Origin of the sequence: Qipengyuania pacifica, from assembly GCF_019711555.1 — a bacterium.
Taxonomy (GTDB): domain Bacteria; phylum Pseudomonadota; class Alphaproteobacteria; order Sphingomonadales; family Sphingomonadaceae; genus Qipengyuania; species Qipengyuania pacifica.
Map to the genome: position 1 here is coordinate 705048 of NZ_JAIGNQ010000001.1, position 17045 is coordinate 722092.

The window sequence follows — 17045 nt, forward strand, 5'->3', positions numbered from 1 at the left end:
TACCGTTTCGCGCAGGGCGCGGTAAACGGAAGTCCGATTATTCAGCCGGAGTGGTTTCTTCAGCCATCGGCGTTTCGGTGGCGGTGACGGTTTCTTCCATCATGGCGCCTTCGGTTGCCATCGGATCGGCAACCGGGGTTTCTTCGACAACAACGGTTTCGTCGACTGCTTCAGCCGGAGCCATTTCGTCTGCGGTGGTTTCGTCAGCGGCCTGTTCGCCACAAGCGGCGAGAGTCAGCGCGAACGGAAGTGCGGCGACGAGAGCGATCTTCTTCATGTGACAATGTTCCTGTAACGCCCTGATTGGCGTAGCCTTAAAATAGCCATATTTTTGCCCGGGAAAAGACACATTCTGCAAAACCGCGCTCTTTTTTATTGATTAGGGGGAAACCACCGCCGTTTCTCGCGTTTTAGCGCCAGCCTGACGTAGTTCGGTCCAATGCGCGATGCGTACCATCGCCGATGGTGAGATCGCCACGATCAAGCCAACTACCAGCGAATCGAGCGCTAGCAGTCCCCAAAGCTGGGTCCCCGCTTCCCCAATGGATAGCGTATTTAACTGCTGGTGAAGCAGACCGAACGGCAGCCGCGTCAGGATGTACAGCGGCAAGGCGAGGCCGTAAAGCCATCCTAATCGACGCGCCGAGACGAGTGGGTTGGCGACGCGCCCGTCAGTCGCTGCGGCAACCACCCAGGCCATTAGCAGAGGCTCGATGAGCAACTGGCCGAGGCCCAAGGTGCTGCGTAACGCGGTGACGTGCGCCTGGGGCACAAGTGTGCGAGCGTAAAAGATCGCTGCGAAAACAAGGAGCGCATAAAGAACATAGGGAAAGAAGCGCAGCGCTGCGGTACCCAGTGGGGCGAGCACACGCCCTTCGCGCTGGCTAGCGAAATGGCGGATAACGAAGAACGCGCCCACGTAGATCGAAGTCATCTTGATCCAGCCGAAAGCCATGCGCAGGCCATTATCGTTCGTCAAACGGGCCATGTCCCGGCTTTCGAACATGCCGATCCGCACTTCGACAACATGCTGGGCAAATTCCCACAGCACGATAGCGGCGAACAACCAAGGCAAAGCGCGTAGCGCGCGGAGACTATCGAGATAGGAGCCGATCATATCCGCGAAGAAGCGCCGAAGCCAGATCATAGCCCATTCCTTTCGTACTGTAGCAGATCGCCAGGTTGACACTGAAGTTCGCGGCAGATTGCCTCTAGCGTGGAAAAGCGGATCGCCCGGGCCTTGCCGGTCTTCAGGATCGACAGATTGGCGAGAGTAATGCCAATGCGGCCGGCGAGTTCGGTGAGCGTCATCCCGCGATCCTGCAGCAAGGCATCGAGGCGAATGGCAATAGCACTGGTTTCATCGGTGGGCATCAGACGGTGCCTTCGAGATCGGCGCGCATCGCAGCGCCTTCGCGGAAAACGTGGGCCAGTACGAAAAGCAAAGGCACCGCGATCCAGCCGGTCAGTGAGAGGGACCATCCGAAATATTCCCCGGTGGCCTTGCTAGTGGCCACGGATACCCAGCCGAAGCAAAGGTCGACGATGGCGATCGCCAGCGTGGCCCAAGCGATCGCGCGAAGCCGCGCAGCATTGGCATCGGTAAGCGCGTGACCCACGGCCGCGTCGCGGACCAGGGCGGCGAGGCGGGTGAGTATCCAGTGCACTGCCACCATAACAGGAGGCATCATCACTACCATCGCAAACAAATACCCTCGGATCGCGTTGTGCGTGCTGGCGGGTTCGATATGCGTGAAGACCATCGTCCCAAGGCCCGCCCAGTCGCCGACTATGGCGCTTAGCGTAACCATTAGCAGGGCACCGAAGAACCAGTTGAGCCAGTTTGCAATGCGCAGGCTGATAGTGATCGCGGAAAACATAAAAACTCCTCCCTTATCGAAAATCGATATGCATCTAGCCGACCTTATTGTAAAGCAATAATATCGTTATTCGATAAGGAGCGCGAAATCCGCGTCACTTGACCGTGCGCGGCTTGCTTCCTATATGCCCCTTCGACCGCACGCTTCGAGCGAGTCTGATTCATGCGCGGGAATTGGACACAGGATGGAAGCGGCGTTTCCATAATCGCGACGCTAGAGAAGCTGCAGCAGGCCACCGGAACCGGTGTGCAGGACGCTGCGGCCTTTTCGCGTCCCGGCTATGATCTCACGCGCATGAGAAACGAATTCCGGCCCTGTCCGCGCAGGCGCCGGCGCACACGAGAAGAGGTAACTACCCCTTATGGCTACCATGGCGAAAGCTCCGAAGAAAACCCGGGGCGCAAACGCGCAGGGCACGGCGAAGCGTCGTATCCGCAAGATCTTCGGCGACATTCACGAAGTCGTCGATATGCCGAACCTGATCGAGGTCCAGCGCGAGAGCTACGAACAGTTCCTGCGTTCGAACAAGGAAATCGATTACGTTTCCGGCCTCGAGAAGACTCTTCGCAGCGTATTCCCGATTCGCGACTTCGCCGGGACAGCCGAACTCGACTTCGTGCATTACGAGCTGGAGCAGCCGAAATACGATATCGTGGAATGTCGCCAGCGCGGCATCACCTATGCCGCCCCGATGAAGGTCACGCTGCGCCTGATCGTGTTCGAGGTGGACCAGGAAACCGAAACGCGCTCGGTTCTCGATATCAAGGAGCAGGACGTCTACATGGGCGACATGCCCCTGATGACGGGCAATGGTACCTTCATCATCAACGGTACCGAGCGTGTGATCGTATCGCAGATGCACCGTTCGCCAGGTGTGCTGTTCGACCACGATCGCGGCAAGACCCATTCTTCGGGCAAGCTCCTCTTCGCTGCCCGCATCATTCCGTATCGCGGTTCGTGGCTTGATTTCGAATTCGACGCCAAGGACATCGTCAACGTGCGTATCGACCGCAAGCGCAAGCTGCCGGTCACGTCGTTGCTGTTCGCGCTCGGGCTGGATGACGAAGACATTCTCTCGCACTTCTACAGCACCGTTACCTGGAAGCGGGCTACGGGCAAGAAGGGCGAAGGCTGGAACATACCTTTCGTCGCCGAGCAATGGCGTGGCCAGAAGCCGGCTTTCCCGCTGATCGATGCGAAGACTGGCGAAGAAGTGTTCCCCGCCGGTCAGAAGATCAGTCCGCGTGCGGCCAACAAGGCTGCCAAGGACGGTCTCGAAACGCTGCTGCTGCCAACCGAGGAAATCTTCGGCCATTATGCATCGCGTGACATGATCGACGAGAAGACCGGTCGCATCTACATCGAGGCGGGCGACGAAGTTTCGGCAGAAAACCTCGAAGTTCTTGATGCTGCCGGCATCGATGCGATGGATCTGCTGGACATCGATCACGTCAGCACCGGCGCGTGGATGCGCAACACGCTCAAGGTCGACAAGGCCGAAAATCGTGACGAAGGTCTGGAGGCGATCTACAAGGTCATGCGTCCAGGCGAACCGCCGACCAAGGAAACTGCAGAAGCTCTGTTCGAAGGCCTGTTCTTCGATAGTGAGCGTTACGATCTGTCTGCCGTTGGCCGCGTGAAGTTGAACATGCGTCTCGAGCTGGACGCCGAAGACACCGTGACCACGCTGCGCAAGGAAGACATCCTGGCCGTGGTCAAGGAACTAGTCGACCTCAAGGACGGCAAGGGCGACGTCGACGACATCGACAATCTCGGCAACCGCCGCGTGCGTTCGGTGGGCGAGCTGCTGGAAAACCAGTATCGCGTCGGCCTGTTGCGCATGGAGCGCGCCGTCAAGGAGCGCATGAGCAGCGTCGATGTATCGACCGTCATGCCGAACGACCTGATCAATGCGAAGCCTGCCGTGGCCGCCGTGCGCGAGTTCTTCGGTTCGAGCCAGCTTTCGCAGTTCATGGACCAAACGAACCCGCTGTCGGAAGTCACCCACAAGCGCCGCGTGTCGGCGCTCGGCCCGGGCGGCCTTACCCGCGAACGCGCCGGCTTCGAAGTCCGCGACGTTCACCCGACGCACTATGGTCGTATCTGTCCGATCGAAACGCCGGAAGGCCCGAACATCGGTCTGATCAACTCGCTGTCGACCTTCGCCCGCGTCAACAAGTACGGCTTTATCGAAACGCCGTACCGCAAGGTCGTTGACGGCAAGGTCACCGACGAGGTCATCTACCTCTCGGCGATGGAAGAGCAGAAACACACGGTGGCGCAGGCTTCGGCCGATCTCACCACGGATGGTTCGTTCGTCGAGGAACTGGTTTCGGCCCGTCACGATGGCGACAACCTGATGGCGCCGCGCGAATCCATCACCCTGATGGATGTCAGCCCCAAGCAGCTCGTTTCGGTCGCGGCATCGCTCATTCCGTTCCTGGAAAACGATGACGCCAACCGCGCGCTGATGGGATCGAACATGCAGCGCCAGGCCGTTCCGCTGGTCAAGGCCGAAGCGCCTTGGGTCGGCACCGGTATGGAAGAAACCGTGGCCCGCGATTCCGGCGCTGCCATCGCAGCGACGCGCGGCGGTATCGTCGACCAGGTCGATGCCACGCGTATCGTTATCCGTGCGATCGGCGATGTCGAGGCCGGACAGTCGGGCGTCGATATCTACACGCTGCAGAAGTTCCAGCGTTCGAACCAGGACACCTGCATCAACCAGCGTCCGCTGGTGAAGGTGGGCGAAACGGTCGAGCCGGGCGACATCATCGCTGACGGTCCTTCGACCGATCTGGGCGAACTGGCACTGGGCCGGAACAGCCTCGTCGCCTTCATGCCATGGAACGGCTACAACTATGAGGATAGTATCCTCATCTCCGAACGTATCGTGAAGGACGACGTCTTCACCTCGATCCATATCGAGGAATTCGAAGTCATGGCCCGCGACACGAAGCTCGGCCCTGAAGACATCACCCGCGACATTCCCAATGTCGGCGAGGAAGCCCTGCGCAACCTCGACGAAGCGGGCATCGTCTACATTGGTGCGGAAGTGCATCCGGGCGATATCCTGTGCGGCAAGATCACGCCGAAGGGCGAAAGCCCGATGACACCGGAAGAAAAGCTTCTGCGCGCCATCTTCGGTGAAAAGGCCAGCGACGTGCGCGACACATCGCTCCGCCTGCCCCCGGGCGTTGCAGGCACCGTTGTCGAGGTTCGCGTTTTCAACCGTCACGGTATCGAGATCGACGACCGTACCCGCGCGATTCAGAACGAGGAAATCGAACGTCTCCGCAAGGACTCGAACGACGAGCGCGCCATTCTCAACCGTGCGACCTACAACCGCCTGCGCGATATGCTCGCCGGGCAGACCGCATCGGCAGCGCCGAAAGGCGTCAAGAAGGGCACGGAGATTTCCGAAGAGCTTCTGGACGAAATCGATCGGCACGAATGGTTCAAGTTCGCCGTGGCGGACGATGGCCGTCAGGCGCAACTCGAAGCGGTCAAGTCGCAGTACGACGAAGCGGTCAAGATCATCGAAGAGAAGTTCGAAGACCGTAAGGAAAAGCTCGAGCGCGGTGACGAACTCGCTCCGGGTGTGCTCAAGATGGTCAAGGTCTTCGTCGCGGTGAAGCGCAAGCTGCAGCCGGGCGACAAGATGGCCGGCCGTCACGGGAACAAGGGCGTCATCAGCCGCATCCTGCCCATCGAGGACATGCCGTTCCTCGAAGACGGGACACCGGTCGATATCGTGCTCAACCCGCTCGGCGTTCCCAGTCGTATGAACGTCGGCCAGATCTTCGAAACGCATCTCGGCATGGCGGCCCGCAATTTGGGCCACCAGATCGGTGAGCAGCTTGAAGAGTGGAAGAAGGCCAACCCCAACGCTTCGGAAGACTATGCCCAGGCGAAGCCGCCCGAAGCCGTTATCGACCGTCTGAAGGAAGTGTACGGCGAGGAGTATCACGACGCGATCGACAGCCGTTCGACCGCCGAAGTGGTCGAGCTGGCCAGCAACCTGACCGCAGGCGTTCCGATGGGTACGCCGGTGTTCGACGGTGCGCGCGAAGGCGACGTGACGATCGAGCTCGAAAAGGCGGGTTTGCACAGCTCCGGCCAGTCGGTCCTGTTCGACGGGCGCACGGGTGAAGCCTTCGACCGCAAGGTCACCGTTGGCATCATCTATATGCTCAAGCTGCACCACCTCGTCGACGACAAGATCCACGCCCGTTCGATCGGTCCCTACAGCCTCGTCACCCAGCAGCCGCTGGGCGGTAAGGCGCAGTTCGGTGGCCAGCGCTTCGGGGAAATGGAGGTCTGGGCACTTCAGGCCTACGGCGCTGCCTACACGCTGCAGGAAATCCTCACCGTGAAGTCGGACGACGTGATCGGACGTACCAAGGTCTACGAAGCCATCGTCAAGGGCGACGACACCTTCGAAGCGGGCATTCCGGAGAGCTTCAACGTGCTCGTCAAGGAAATGCGCAGCCTGGGCCTCAATGTCGAACTCAAGTCTCTGACCGACGAAGACGACGATGGTCTCGCTATAGCGGCGGAATAGGGGGCTTCGGCCCCCACCGCTTCCGTCCCAGAGAATTCACCCGTTTAGGGAATTAAGTCATGAACGAACTGACCAAATTCACCAACCAGCTCGCGAAGCCCGAAACCTTCGACGAGATCCAGATCGGCATCGCCAGCCCCGAGCGCATCCGCTCGTGGTCCTTCGGCGAAATCAAGAAGCCGGAAACGATCAACTACCGCACGTTCAAGCCTGAACGTGACGGCCTGTTCTGCGCGCGCATCTTCGGTCCGGTAAAGGATTACGAATGTCTGTGCGGCAAGTACAAGCGCATGAAGTACAAGGGCGTCGTCTGCGAAAAGTGCGGCGTCGAAGTCACCGTGACCAAGGTCCGCCGCGAACGCATGGGCCACATCGAACTGGCCGCGCCGGTTGCGCATATCTGGTTCCTGAAGTCGCTCCCCAGCCGCATCGGCCTGCTGCTCGACATGCAGCTGAAGCAGCTTGAGCGCGTGCTGTACTTCGAAAGCTACATCGTCACCGAACCCGGCCTGACGCCGCTGGAAAAATTCCAGCTGCTGACTGAAGACGAGCTGCTCGAAGCGCAGGACGAGTATGGCGAAGACAGCTTCAGCGCCGGCATCGGTGCCGAAGCGGTCAAGTTCATGCTGATGGATCTCGATCTCGACCGTGAGAAAGAGGACCTTCTGGAAGAGCTGGCGACGACCAAGTCGAAGCTCAAGCCTGCCAAGATCATCAAGCGCCTGAAGGTTGTTGAAAGCTTCATCGAATCGGGCAACCGCCCCGAGTGGATGATCCTCGAAGTCGTGCCGGTCATCCCACCCGAACTGCGCCCGCTGGTGCCGCTCGATGGTGGCCGTTTTGCGACGTCGGATCTCAACGACCTCTATCGCCGCGTGATCAACCGCAACAACCGCCTCAAGCGGCTGATGGAGCTGCGCGCACCGGACATTATCGTCCGCAACGAAAAGCGCATGCTGCAGGAAGCGGTCGACGCCCTGTTCGACAACGGCCGCCGCGGCCGCGTCATCACCGGTGCCAACAAGCGTCCGCTGAAGTCGCTCTCCGATATGCTCAAGGGCAAGCAGGGCCGCTTCCGTCAGAACCTTCTCGGTAAGCGCGTCGACTATTCGGGCCGTTCGGTCATTGTGACCGGGCCGGAACTCAAGCTGCATCAGTGCGGCCTGCCGAAGAAGATGGCGCTCGAACTGTTCAAGCCGTTCATCTACGCCCGCCTCGACGCCAAGGGCCTCAGCATGACGCTGAAGCAGGCGAAGAAGTGGGTCGAGAAGGAGCGCAAGGAAGTCTGGGACATCCTGGATGAAGTCATCCGCGAACACCCGGTTCTCCTGAACCGTGCACCCACGCTCCACCGTCTTGGCATTCAGGCGTTCGAACCCGTGCTGATCGAAGGCAAGGCGATCCAGCTTCACCCGCTGGTCTGCGCCGCCTTCAACGCCGACTTCGACGGCGACCAGATGGCCGTGCACGTCCCGCTGAGCCTCGAAGCGCAGCTGGAAGCGCGCGTGCTGATGATGTCGACCAACAACATCCTCTCGCCCGCCAACGGCAAGCCGATCATCGTGCCTTCGCAGGACATGGTCCTGGGCCTTTATTACCTGTCGATGGAACGCCAGGAAAAGACGCCAGAATTCGCCGAGGATTCAGACGGCAACCAGGTCGAGAAGCTGCAGATGTTCTCGGACATGGCAGAGGTTCATCAGGCGCTGGAAACGAAGCAGGTCTCGCTTCACACCAAGATCCTCGCCCGTGTTCCGCAGGCTGACGAAGATGGCAATATCGCCATGAAGCGGTTCGAGACCACTGCCGGCCGCATGCTGATCGGCGAATGTCTGCCGAAGAACCACAAGGTTCCGTTCGACATCGTGAACCGCCTGCTGACCAAGAAGGACATCGCCGACGTAATCGACGAAGTCTATCGTCACACCGGCCAGAAGGACACCGTGCTGTTTGCCGACGCGATCATGTCGCTCGGTTTCCGCCACGCGTTCAAGGCCGGCATTTCCTTCGGCAAGGATGACATGATCATCCCCGAAGAAAAGGAAGGCATGGTCGAAACGACCAAGGCGCTGGTTGCCGATTACGAGCAGCAGTACCAGGACGGCCTGATCACCCAGCAGGAAAAGTACAATAAGGTGATCGATGCGTGGAGCCAGTGCGGCGACCGCGTGGCCGATGCGATGATGGAAAAGATCAAGGCTCGACCGATCGGCGACGATGGCGTTCAGGCCGAGATCAACTCGATCTACATGATGGCGCACTCCGGTGCGCGTGGTTCGCCCGCTCAGATGAAGCAGCTGGCCGGCATGCGCGGCCTGATGGCCAAGCCGAGTGGCGAAATCATCGAGAACCCGATTATCTCGAACTTCAAGGAAGGCCTGAACGTCCTTGAATACTTCAACTCGACCCATGGCGCCCGTAAGGGCCTCGCGGACACCGCGTTGAAGACGGCTAACTCGGGTTACCTGACCCGCCGCCTCGTCGACGTGTCGCAGGACTGCGTCATCATCGAGGAAGACTGCAAAACCGAGAACGCGCTGGAAATGCGCGCTATCGTGCAGGGCGGCTCGGTCATCGCCTCGCTTGGCGAACGTATTCTGGGCCGGACCACGGCCGAGGACATCGTCAACGCGGCAACCGATGAAGTCATCGTCAAGGCCGGTACGCTGATCGACGAGCCGATGGTGAAGGAAATCGAAGCTGCCGAAGTACAGGTGGCCAAAATCCGTTCGCCACTGGTCTGTGAAGCAAGCCAGGGCGTTTGCGCCACCTGCTACGGCCGCGACCTTGCTCGCGGTACGCCGGTCAACATCGGTGAAGCTGTCGGTGTGATCGCCGCGCAGTCGATCGGTGAACCCGGCACGCAGCTGACCATGCGTACCTTCCACATCGGCGGTGCTGCACAGCTTAACGAAACGAGCCATCTCGAAGCGATCTCGGACGGTAAGGTCGTGTATCGCGACATGCCGACGATTGTCGACAAGAAGGGTCGGATTCTTTCGCTCGCCCGCAACGGCGAACTGGCTGTGATCGACGCCGAAGGCCGTGAACGCGAAATCCACAAGGTGCCATACGGTACCGTGCTGATGCACAAGGATGGCGGTAAGGTGAAGGAAGGCGATCGCCTGGCCGAATGGGATCCGTTCAGCTTGCCGATCATCACCGAACAGTCGGGTGTCGTGAAGTATCAGGACCTTGTCGATGGTACGACGATGGAAGAACGCGTCGATGATGCTACCGGCATTGCTCAGCGCGTCGTCACCGAAATGCGTACCGCTGGTCGCAAGAAGGATGATCTGCGTCCCCGTCTGACGTTGTTCAACGATGCCGGCGACGAAAGCGAAGCCGCGCGTTACATGCTGGCGCCCGGTACCGTTCTCTCGGTCGAAGACAATCAGCAGGTTTCGGAGGGTGACATCCTGGCCCGTGCTTCGCGTGAAGCTGCCAAGACCCGCGACATCACCGGCGGTCTGCCGCGTGTCGCCGAACTGTTCGAAGCGCGTCTGCCGAAGGACAATTCGGTCATCGCCAAAATCTCGGGCAAGATTGAATTCGTTCGCGAATACAAGGCGAAGCGCAAGATTGCGATCATCCCCGAGGAAGGTGATGCGGTCGAGTACCTGATCCCCAAGACCAAGGTGATCGACGTGCAGGAAGGCGACTTCGTGAAGAAGGGTGATACCCTGATTTCCGGCTCGCCCAACCCGCACGACATTCTCGAAGTCATGGGCGTTGAGGCACTGGCCGAGTATCTCGTCAACGAAATCCAGGAAGTCTACCGACTGCAGGGTGTGAAGATCAACGACAAGCACATCGAGGTGATCGTTCGCCAGATGCTGCAGAAGGTCGAGATCACCGACGGTGGCGACACCGTTCTGCTTCCCGGCGAGCAGGTCGATCTGGAAGAACTGAACGAGACCAATGCGAAGCTCGGCAGGAACAAGGAACCCGCCAAGGGTACCCCGATCCTGCTCGGCATCACCAAGGCCTCGCTCCAGACGCGGTCGTTCATCTCTGCGGCTTCGTTCCAGGAAACCACGCGCGTGCTGACGCAGGCCGCGGTCGAAGGGAAGAAGGACACGCTGGTCGGTCTGAAGGAAAACGTGATCGTTGGCCGTCTCATTCCAGCAGGCACCGGTGCCGGTATGAACCGCATGCGCATCACCGCATCGAGCCGCGATGCTGCTCTGCGGGCCCAGTGGAAGAAGGCTCAGGATGCGATCATCGCTGCCAATACCGCGGCGGAAGAGCACGAAGCCGAACTTGCGCAGGGACCCGAGGCGGCAATCGGCGACGATCCGCTGGCGACCATGGAAGGGGAAACCCACGGCACCGACGCCGATGCAGGCGATTACCTGAACGAGGATGCGAAAGACGGCGAATAAGTCCGCCTTACGGCAACTGCACAGAAAGGGCCCCGCTGGAGCGATCCGGCGGGGCCTTTTCGTTGTACTCGGCGGAAAGCACGCCCGCGCTTGTTTGCTTGACGGCAGGTTTGAGTAGTTGCACCTTAACTATCGGTACATGGGGGAAAGTGACCGCAATGCGGGGAATTTCGTGGCAGTAGAACGGCCCGATACCGAAGCGTATGGAACCGGCGGAAGTCCGGACGGGCACGCTGCGGTCGGACAACTTCTGCTGACCCGCAGAATGAGAGATTTCACGACCGGGGCGACGTTGTCCCTGCTTCCAGCGCTCGGGTCGATTGTGGCGCTTGTCTACACCTTCCGCGATCAGGTTGATCTTGCGGTCCTGATAGGTTGGGCGACCGTGCAGTTGGTGCTGATCGCGGTCTATGTGGTCTTCGACAGCATTCTCGACCGTGAAAGTCCCTCCCTAGGGGAGTTGCGCAGACACTGGCGCCGTTTCGTTCTGTTGCAATGGCTTGGCTCCTTGGCCTGGGCCGGAATCTTTCCGTATTTGGCGCCGGTCGCACATGGTCTGGACGCAGTTGTGCTCGCAGTTGTGGCAATCGCCGTGCTTTGCGGCGTTTTGCTGGTTCACAGAACGGCGCCGAGTGCTGCGATCTTCCACGTAGCCGTGATGGCAATTTCAATCACCGCTGCCATCTGGATCGGCACTGGTATGGCGGGTTTGCCCGCCCTGATCCTGCTCGCGCTTTTCGTCATCGCGCTGCTCGGCTCGACGCGCGAGCAGGAGCGGCAGATTGTCGAGTGGCTCGAAGCCGAGATGAACCGCCGTGAAGCGACCGACACGGTTCGCTTGTTGCTCAACGATTACGAAGAGCATTCGTCCGACTGGCTCTGGACGGTCGACGAAGCCGGCAATCTCCGTAACGTGGCCGAGCGGTTCGCAATGGCAGCCGAGAAGCCTGCCGAAACGCTCGAAGGAAAGCCGCTGATCGACATGTTCATGGCGGATGCGAACCGCGCCATTTTTGCGCGGCATCTCACTGAACGCAGCCGCTTCCACGATCTGGTGCTCAAATTGAGGATCAACGGGGAGATGCGCTACTGGAAGCTCTCCGCCAGGCCGCGTAACGATGGCCAAATCAGCGGCGTCGCACGGGATGTGACGAGCGATCGGATGATCGAAGAGCGCGTCGCCTTCATGGCGCATTACGACAATTTGACCGGGCTCGCTAATCGCTATCTCTTTAACGAACGCCTGCGTGCTGCGCTGGATCAGAACGAAAGGGTGCGCAACATTGCCCTGTTCTACCTCGATCTGGACGACTTCAAGGCAGTCAACGACACGCGCGGACATCTCATGGGCGACAGGTTGCTCCGCGAGGTCGGTAAACGACTTGAACAGGAAGTCCGCGGACAGGATTTGGTCGCGAGGCTGGGGGGCGACGAATTTGCCATCCTCGTCGAAACGCGTTCCGGGGCCGGCATGCTTATCGAAAGGGCGCACAGTTTCCTTGCCGCTATCCGAGATCCATTCGAAATAGATGGTCAGATCTATCGCGTGTCGGGCAGCGTTGGCATCGCCAGAAGCAGTGACGGAAGCTGCGATGCCGAGGAATTGATGCGCCGTGCGGATCTTGCCCTCTTTGCTGCCAAGAACAAAGGGCGCGACACTCTCGCACTCTACGATCAGTCCATCGATCTGGCGGCCCGCGAGCGCCGCGAAATTGAAATCGATTTGCGCGAAGCGGTGGCCCGAGGTCAGCTCAACCTCCATTATCAGCCGGTGATCGACCTGCAATCGGGTTCGGTTGTCGGATATGAAGCGCTCCTACGCTGGTACCATCCCAAGCGCGGAATTATCGGCCCAGCCGATTTTCTCGAAGTTGCGGAAGAAACGGGCTTGATCGTTCCGATTGGTGAGTGGTCGATCCGGCAGGCCTTTGCCGAAACGGCAAAGTGGGAAGGCCGTTTCCGTATTGCCATCAATCTCTCGCCTACACAGGTGCGCAGCCCGCATCTGGTGAAGGTGATTGCCCAATCGTTGCATGCACATGGCATCGCGCCGGAACGGGTGGAGTTCGAGATCACCGAGCACGTCCTGATGCAGGAAAGCTCCATCAGCATGGGCAATCTCCAGAAGCTTCGGGAATTGGGCACCCGCATCGCGCTGGACGATTTCGGCATCGGCTATTCTTCTCTGAGTTACCTGCGCCGTTTTCCCTTCGACCGGATCAAGATCGACAAGGACTTCGTCGACGGAGTGGAGAGTTCTGCCGACAACCAGGCGATCGTTTCGAGCATCACCAAGCTTGCCGAAGCGTTGGGTATGGCGACCACGGCGGAGGGCGTCGAAACGCGCGACCAGCTCGATCTCCTGCGCAGGCTCGGCTGTCAGGAAGCGCAGGGCTATCTAATCTGCGAACCGGTGCCTGGAGAAAACTTCGCCACGGCCGATGCCGTCGATGCCGCCATGCGCGGTGGCGCGGTCAGTGGGATATTGGCCTACCGCCGTACGCGCGAGGCAAGCGTGAAGCAAAGCCCACGACGCGCCAGCTGACCTCTCGCCAAGCCAGCCGCCCTCCGCTATCGGCGCGAACATGACCACTGTCACCCGTTTCGCTCCGTCGCCTACAGGGCGGCTCCATGTCGGCAATATCCGTACCGCCCTGCATAACTGGATGCTGGCGAGAAAGACTGGCGGCAAATTCATACTGCGGATCGACGATACCGATGCCGAGCGCAGCCGCGAGGAGTATGTCGACGCAATCCGAGTGGATCTGGCGTGGCTCGGAATGCTCCCGGATGACGAAGCCCGTCAGTCAGAGCGTCTGGCGAAATACGAAGAAGCCTTCGTTTCGTTGCAATCGGCCGGCCGCGTTTATCCCTGCTACGAAACGCAGCAGGAACTCGAGCTGAAGCGCAAGATCCGGCTCGGGCGTGGCCTGCCGCCGATATATGATCGCGGGGCCCTTGAGCTGAGCGAGGAAGACCGAGCGGCCAAGGAGGCGCAGGGTATCGTGCCGCACTGGCGATTCATGCTCGATCATGACGAGCAGATCGGCTGGAACGATGGGGTGCGAGGGCCACAGAAATTCGATGCCGCCCAGTTGTCCGATCCAGTCGTGAGGCGCGCAGACGGAAGCTGGCTTTACATGCTGCCGAGTGCGGTGGACGATCTCGATATGGGTATTACCCACGTCCTGCGCGGAGAGGACCATGTAAGCAATACTGCGGTGCAAATTCAAATGTTTACCGCACTGATTGCTGCACGAGACGGAGCGCAGCAAATTCCCAGCTTTGCGCATGAGGCTCTGCTGGTGGGTACCGAAGGCAAATTATCCAAACGGCTCGGATCGCTTGGCTGTGATGCCTTTCGCGAACGTGGTATCGAGCCGGAAGCGATCATCGCGCTACTGGCGCGCCTCGGCACATCGCTTCCCGTCGAACCTATCGCCGAAATCGAGGCGCTTCTCGAAACCTTCGATCTTTCGACATTCGGACGGGCACCGGCAAAGTTCGACGATGCGGAACTTGACCGTATCAACACAGCGCTTGTCCATCAGATGGAATTTTCCCAGGTCGCCGACAGACTCCCGCAGGGTATGGACGAGGCTGGCTGGCATGCCATCAGGCCGAACCTCGCGCATGTAAACGAGGCGGGTCAGTGGTGGGCGCTGGTCACCGGCCCGGTTGATCAGCCGGAATTTACGCAGGATGATCGCGCCTATCTCGCCGAAGCAGCGAGCACGCTCGTATGGAGCGACGATCCGTGGCGTTCGCTTACCGGCGCGCTGAAGGACACGACCGGTCGCAAGGGCAAACCGCTGTTCCTTCCGTTGCGCCAGGCGTTGACGGGTATGGATCACGGGCCGGACATGGGGGAACTGTTGCCGCTGATCGGCGAGGAGGAAGCCCGCGCGCGATTGACCAAGGCCGCGACCAGCTAGATTTCCGCCGACTTGCGGCATGGCGCGGCGGCCCTTACCTTGGGGCACCATGCTCGATGTGCTGAACAGATCCCGGGCGCGCCCGCTGGTTGCGCTGTTACTGGCGGTTCTTTTCGCGCACGCGATTCCTTCCCAGCCCATCTCGCTCGATCGCGGACGTGGTCCGGTATTCAGTGCGGCAACGGCGGAAGTCACGCTTCCTCCGAGGGAGGACAATTCCGGCATCGTCTGCACGGTAGCGCAGCCATGTCCGGACAAAACAGCTCCATTCACGAGTATACTGACACCTAAGGCGAGCCTGCACGCGGGACTGCAACAAAAGCCCTGGCCGGCGCATGGGCCCCGCGCACCGCCGCTGAAGCCGCCGCCTCGTTCTCTGGCATCCCCACGGGAACCACCCCGCCTGATCTGAGCCGCCGCGTCCCCCGTGGGGCGCCAATTCTGTTCAGACAGGACATATTTACAATGACAACCGATATCGACGGCGGTGCCGTCACCGACCGCTTCGACCAGATCGAGGCGACCTTACTGCGTTATCCGGAAATCGACAGTACGGAGCTGGCCGATCTAAAACGCTGGTTCGACAAAGAGGCTTCGGCGCTCGAAGTCGCCAGCCTGGCCAGCAAGGAGCGCTTGCGGCAGCAGTACAGCGATTTTCGATCCGCCCATATCGACAGGCTTGGATTGGTCGAAATGGTTCTGACCGTCTTGGCAGGAATCCTGCTGCTCGGCGGAATTACAATCGTGGCGATCGGCGCCTGATAATCCGCAGACGGGCGGTGCTTTTAAAGAAAGTGTCCGCCCGTCAATCCTTTTGCACGTCGTGCTTGTCCAGTTCGTCACCGCTGATCGTCACGACATGCAGAAGGTTTGTCGAACCGGGGGTGCCGAACGGGACGCCGGCCAGTGCAATCAGCTTGCTGCCCGCTTCCCCGAAGCCATGACGCAGCGCCATGCGCTTGCCCTTGGCGATCATCTCTTCGAAACTGCCAATGTCCTTGGTCGCAACGGCGTGGGCACCCCATAGCAGACCCAGGCGGCGCGCCGTCTTCATACTCGGTGTCAGCACGAGCATGGGTACGCTGGGGCGTTCGCGCGCAACCCTGCGGGCAGTAGATCCCGAACCTGTGAAGACCGTGATCGCACTAACCGCTACCGTGTCGGCCACGGTCATGCAAGCATGCGCCAGTGCGTCGGCAGTTGTCCTGTCCGGTGGCGTGTCCAGAAACCGTACCCGCGCGAGATAGGCTTCATCGCCCTCTACCTGGCGCGCGATCTTGTGCATTATGGTGACCGCTTCTTCGGGCCAGTCGCCCGCAGCGGTTTCTGCGGAAAGCATGACGGCGTCGGCGCCGTCGTATACTGCATTGGCCACGTCGGAGACTTCTGCCCGGGTCGGGGCAGGGCTTTCTATCATGCTCTCCAGCATCTGTGTCGCCACGATCACCGGCTTACCCTTGAGGCGGGTGGCGTTCACGATCCGCTTCTGGAGAGGCGGGACTTCTTGGGGTTCGAGTTCGACCCCAAGATCGCCGCGAGCAACCATGATGCCGTCGCTCATGTCGATGATTTCGTCGAGCCGGCGAACGGCCATGGGTTTTTCGATCTTGGCGCACAGCGCGCCGTAACCACCCATCAGCTTACGGGCTTCGGCAAGGTCTTCCGGGCGCTGCACGAAGCTGAGGCCGATCCAGTCGACGCCCTGACTGACTGCAAAAGCAAGATCCTTCCGGTCCTTGTCGGTAAGGGCCGGGATCGGCACTTCGGCATCGGGTACATTGACGCCCTTGCGGTCTGAAATGACTCCGCCGACTTCTGCAGAACAGAGAATTTCATTCTCGTCGGCCCGGATCACTTTCAGGCGGATCTTGCCGTCATTGATCAGCAGGCGCTGGCCTTTCTCCAGCAGGCCGAACAGTTCTGGATGCGGCAGTTCGACGCGCGTCTCGTCGCCGGGCTCAGGATTGCGGTCGAGCTTGAAATGCCCGGAATGGCGGATGACCGCTTGTCCGTCCTTGAACTTGCCTACGCGAAGCTTGGGACCCTGAAGGTCTGCGAGGATCGCGATGGGGCGCATGAACTGCTTTTCCATCGCGCGAATGGCTTCGATCGTCTTTGCATGATCGGCATGTTCGCCATGGCTCATGTTGACGCGAAACGCATCGACCCCGGCCTTGAACAGCCTGGCGAGCATTTCTGGCGAGCGGCTGGCAGGACCGACGGTGGCGAGAATCTTGACCTTGCGGCCGCGAGGATCGAGCTTGGGGGCGGAATTGGCCAT

At 60.1% G+C, this 17045-nt stretch carries 10 protein-coding genes; 5 read left to right on the forward strand and 5 right to left on the reverse strand.

From position 1 onward, the window contains the following. Positions 1–37: 37 nt before the first annotated feature. The 4 genes from K3177_RS03555 to K3177_RS03570 form a co-directional block, all read right to left on the reverse strand. Entirely contained in the window at positions 38–277 is a 240-nt protein-coding gene (locus K3177_RS03555; RefSeq protein ID WP_103023015.1) for a hypothetical protein, read from the reverse strand. Positions 278–379: 102 nt separating this feature from the next. After that, positions 380–1147, reverse strand: a complete 768-nt coding sequence (locus tag K3177_RS03560) for a hypothetical protein (RefSeq protein ID WP_221597060.1) — start codon at positions 1145–1147, stop codon at positions 380–382. Then, a complete protein-coding gene (locus tag K3177_RS03565) occupies positions 1144–1374 on the reverse strand; it encodes a helix-turn-helix domain-containing protein (RefSeq protein ID WP_103023017.1) in 231 nt (76 codons plus the stop codon). Before K3177_RS03565 ends, K3177_RS03560 begins: the two co-directional genes overlap by 4 nt. Further along, positions 1374–1880: a DUF2975 domain-containing protein gene (locus K3177_RS03570; protein ID WP_196847508.1), complete on the reverse strand. Its 507-nt coding sequence runs from the start codon at positions 1878–1880 to the stop codon at positions 1374–1376. Before K3177_RS03570 ends, K3177_RS03565 begins: the two co-directional genes overlap by 1 nt. Before the next feature lie 361 nt (positions 1881–2241). Here K3177_RS03570 and rpoB point away from each other — a divergent pair, with 361 nt between their 5' ends. The 5 genes from rpoB (at position 2242) to K3177_RS03595 (ending at position 15526) form a co-directional block, all read left to right on the forward strand. Beyond that, entirely contained in the window at positions 2242–6444 is a 4203-nt protein-coding gene (gene rpoB / locus K3177_RS03575) for a DNA-directed RNA polymerase subunit beta (protein ID WP_221597062.1), read from the forward strand. A gap of 59 nt (positions 6445–6503) precedes the next feature. Then, positions 6504–10829 (forward strand): DNA-directed RNA polymerase subunit beta', encoded by a 4326-nt coding sequence (gene rpoC, locus K3177_RS03580; RefSeq protein WP_221597063.1) that lies wholly within the window; start codon positions 6504–6506, stop codon positions 10827–10829. Positions 10830–10968: 139 nt separating this feature from the next. Further along, positions 10969–13374, forward strand: coding sequence for a putative bifunctional diguanylate cyclase/phosphodiesterase (locus tag K3177_RS03585; protein WP_221597065.1), 2406 nt, complete (start codon positions 10969–10971; stop codon positions 13372–13374). Between the two features lie 40 nt (positions 13375–13414). Further along, positions 13415–14764: a glutamate--tRNA ligase gene (gene gltX, locus K3177_RS03590; protein WP_221597067.1), complete on the forward strand. Its 1350-nt coding sequence runs from the start codon at positions 13415–13417 to the stop codon at positions 14762–14764. Between the two features lie 465 nt (positions 14765–15229). Then, positions 15230–15526 (forward strand): hypothetical protein, encoded by a 297-nt coding sequence (locus K3177_RS03595; RefSeq protein WP_221597069.1) that lies wholly within the window; start codon positions 15230–15232, stop codon positions 15524–15526. A gap of 43 nt (positions 15527–15569) precedes the next feature. On the opposite strand, the gene pyk is transcribed toward K3177_RS03595, so the two are convergent. Further along, on the reverse strand, positions 15570–17045 hold the full coding sequence (gene pyk / locus K3177_RS03600; protein WP_221597071.1) for a pyruvate kinase: 1476 nt from the start codon (positions 17043–17045) through the stop codon (positions 15570–15572).

Bases quoted from the DNA above. Each gene is read 5' to 3' on its own strand.
- K3177_RS03555 (WP_103023015.1), bottom strand. From the start codon at position 277: ATGAAGAAGATCGCTCTCGTCGCCGCACTTCCGTTCGCGCTGACTCTC.
- K3177_RS03560 (WP_221597060.1), bottom strand. From the start codon at position 1,147: ATGATCTGGCTTCGGCGCTTCTTCGCGGATATGATCGGCTCCTATCTC.
- K3177_RS03565 (WP_103023017.1), bottom strand. From the start codon at position 1,374: ATGCCCACCGATGAAACCAGTGCTATTGCCATTCGCCTCGATGCCTTG.
- K3177_RS03570 (WP_196847508.1), bottom strand. From the start codon at position 1,880: ATGTTTTCCGCGATCACTATCAGCCTGCGCATTGCAAACTGGCTCAAC.
- rpoB (WP_221597062.1), top strand. From the start codon at position 2,242: ATGGCTACCATGGCGAAAGCTCCGAAGAAAACCCGGGGCGCAAACGCG.
- rpoC (WP_221597063.1), top strand. From the start codon at position 6,504: ATGAACGAACTGACCAAATTCACCAACCAGCTCGCGAAGCCCGAAACC.
- K3177_RS03585 (WP_221597065.1), top strand. From the start codon at position 10,969: ATGGGGGAAAGTGACCGCAATGCGGGGAATTTCGTGGCAGTAGAACGG.
- gltX (WP_221597067.1), top strand. From the start codon at position 13,415: ATGACCACTGTCACCCGTTTCGCTCCGTCGCCTACAGGGCGGCTCCAT.
- K3177_RS03595 (WP_221597069.1), top strand. From the start codon at position 15,230: ATGACAACCGATATCGACGGCGGTGCCGTCACCGACCGCTTCGACCAG.
- pyk (WP_221597071.1), bottom strand. From the start codon at position 17,045: ATGGCCAATTCCGCCCCCAAGCTCGATCCTCGCGGCCGCAAGGTCAAG.